The following is a 2,668-nucleotide window of genomic DNA, read 5'->3' as shown; positions in this document are numbered from 1 at the left end:
TCGGCGCGGCCGATCCAGCCCGCGGCGGTGCGGGCGAAGAAGCCGGCGGGGCGGCCGAGATCGGACAGGCCGATCCGGGTCGGGTCCACCGCGTGGATGGCAGCCAACGTCTCGACCAGCTTTTGCGAGAGGTCCGCGCCGGTGGCGGCCGTTGCCGGGAAGGGCGACAGGCTGTCGCCGCGCAGGGCGATGCCGGGGCGAAACTCCATCAGCTGGAACGGCGCGCCGGCGACGCTTGCATCGGCACACAGATGCAGGCTGCGGGGGGCGAGTGGGAGCTCCCGCCAGAGATTTGAAAGGATGCGATGCTCGCGCGCCATGTCGTGCGCGCCCGGGGGTAGGGGGCCGTCGGGCGGCCGCCGCAGCACCGCCCAGCCATCCGACACGCGCACGAGAAAGTTCAGGTTGGCGAGGCCGCCGGTGAACTGACGGGGCACGAAGGCGGGATCGAGTCCGATGCCGTGGGCCGCCAGATGACGTCCGATCGCCGGCCAGTCGAGCGCCCGGCTCTGGGCCACGCTGCGCAGGGCGACACCGGCCGGCGGCGCCGGGTCCAGCACGGACGCGCCGACTTCCCCCTCTGCGGTGCCTGCGCCTTCCAGCACGTGAACAGCCTCTACCATGGACGCGTTGCCTCGTTTTTGTCGGACTAAAATTGTCCGACTGAAATGGTATGGTCAAGCGGAAATTTTCCGTCAAACGCCCATCGTGAACGGCGGATGTGACGAAATTTCGTATGATAATCAGCATGTTGAACGGAAAGTTCGCCGCCTCAAAGCGGAGATTGACGGCGTGGCGATTTTGGATTTATGGTCCGATCATCAGATAAAGATGCCGGACAAGAATTCCGGCCTGGAGGATGACGCCATGCCTCAATGCTTCAGCCCGCGGCGCCGGAAATCCGTCGCGCCGGCCTGTCTCCTTGCCTTCCTCGTGACGCTTGGTTTCGCCGCGCCGGCGTCCGCCCAGACGGCGGCGCCTGCGGCCACAGGCGGTGCAGCGATGGAGCAGTTCGTGCCCATCGCCATCTATCGCACCGGCCCCTACGCGCCGGGCGGCTCGGGCATCTACGGCGCCTATGCGGACTATCTGGCGCTGGTGAACGCCCGCGACGGCGGCGTGAACGGCGTGAAGCTCGTCTATGAGGAGTGTGAGACCGGCTACCAGCCGGATCGCATGATCGAATGCTATGAGCGCCAGAAGGCGAAGGGGCCAACCGGCGCCGCGGCCTTCACGCCCTCCGGCACGGGTGGCGTCTATGCCCTCATCGATCGCATGACGGCGGACAAGATCCCCTCTGTCACCATCGGCTACGGACGGACCGATTCTTCCGATGGCCGGGTCTTCCCCTATTTCTTCCCGCTCATCTCAAATTACTGGAGTGAGAACACCGCCACCATCCGCTACATCGCCGAGCGCGAGGGCGGGCTGGAGAAACTGAAGGGCAAAAAGATCGCCAACGTGGTGATGGACTTCGCCGCCGGCCGCGAGACCCAGGCCATCCTCGACGCCCAGGCCAAGCGCTATGGCTTCGAGGTGACGACCTTCCCCATCACGCCGCCGGGGCTGGATCAGCGCGCCGTGTGGCTGCAGGTGCGCCAGTATAGGCCGGACTGGGTGCTGTTCCGCGGCTGGGGCGCGGCGACGCCGACCGGCATCAAGGAAGCCGCCCGGGCCGGCATCGCCCGCGACCGCATCATCGGCTGGTGGTGGTCGGGCTCGGAGGAGGACGTGACGCCGGCGGGCGACGCCGCCAAGGGCTTCATCACCGCCCAGTTCCACGCGACCGGGCCGAACTATCCGGTGTTCGAGGACATCAGGAAATACGTCTACGCCAAGGGCCAGGGCAATGTGGAGGAGAACCGCATTGGTTCGGTCTACTATGTCCGCGGCGTGCTCCACGGTGTCGCGGTGACGGAAGCCATGCGCACCGCCATGAAGAAGTTCGGCAATCGTCCTCTCACCGGTGACGAGGTGCGCTGGGGGCTCGAGCATCTGGTGATGACCAGCGAGCGCATCAAGCAACTCGGCCTCGAGGGCCTGATGCCGGAGATCAAGGTCACCTGCGCCGACCACGAGGGCGACGGTGCCATCCGCTTCCAGCAATGGGACGGCGCCAAGTGGGTGATGATATCCGACTGGATCAAGTCCGACCAGTCCATGGTCCGGCCGCTCATCGAGGCGTCCGCCGCCCAGTTCGCCAAGGAAAAGGGCATCATGCCCCGCGACTGCGCCGGCGAGACGAACTGACCTCGCAGGCCCCGTTCAGCCCTGATCCGTGACCTGCCGCGCGCTGGGGTGTTCTGCCCCTGGTGCCGGAGCCACCCCTTGGGAGAGGCACGCCATGAGCGCGCAAGGCCCCTTGCTGTCCGTCGCCGGCATTGAGGTGATGTATTCCCGTCTGGCCCTCGTGCTGCGCGGCCTCACGCTCAGCGTTCCCCGGGGCGGCATCGTCGCGCTGCTGGGCGCGAACGGGGCGGGCAAGACCACCACCATGAAGGCCATCGCCAACCTCCTGCGTTCCGAGCGCGGCGAGGTGACGAAGGGCGCCATCCACTATGACGGCGCGCGCATCGACGGGCTCGACCCGTCCGACCTCGCCCGCCGCGGCCTCTCCTTGGTGATGGAGGGCCGCCATGCCTTCCCGACCCTGTCGGTCGAGGACAAT

General features: G+C 67.0%; 3 protein-coding genes. 2 read left to right on the top strand and 1 reads right to left on the bottom strand.

The genetic code is table 11. The features are described 5' to 3' along the window. On the bottom strand, positions 1-623 hold a 623-nt coding region (locus ACE3QW_RS22690), incomplete at its 3' end, for a phosphotransferase family protein (RefSeq protein WP_374254190.1). A 244-nt stretch (positions 624-867) separates the two neighbouring features. Here ACE3QW_RS22690 and ACE3QW_RS22685 point away from each other — a divergent pair. Beyond that, positions 868-2,250, top strand: a complete 1,383-nt coding sequence (locus ACE3QW_RS22685; RefSeq protein ID WP_374254188.1) for an ABC transporter substrate-binding protein — start codon at positions 868-870, stop codon at positions 2,248-2,250. 94 nt (positions 2,251-2,344) lie between these two features. After that, positions 2,345-2,668: ATP-binding cassette domain-containing protein (locus ACE3QW_RS22680; RefSeq protein ID WP_374254187.1), on the top strand; the 324-nt coding region annotated here is incomplete at its 3' end.

Source organism: Xanthobacter sp., assembly GCF_041911315.1.
Lineage (GTDB): Bacteria > Pseudomonadota > Alphaproteobacteria > Rhizobiales > Xanthobacteraceae > Xanthobacter > Xanthobacter aminoxidans.
Note: the sequence above shows the minus strand (reverse complement) of the source record. Positions and strands in the feature narration are given on the sequence as shown.

Bases quoted from the DNA above. Each gene is read 5' to 3' on its own strand.
- ACE3QW_RS22685 (WP_374254188.1), top strand. From the start codon at position 868: ATGCCTCAATGCTTCAGCCCGCGGCGCCGGAAATCCGTCGCGCCGGCC.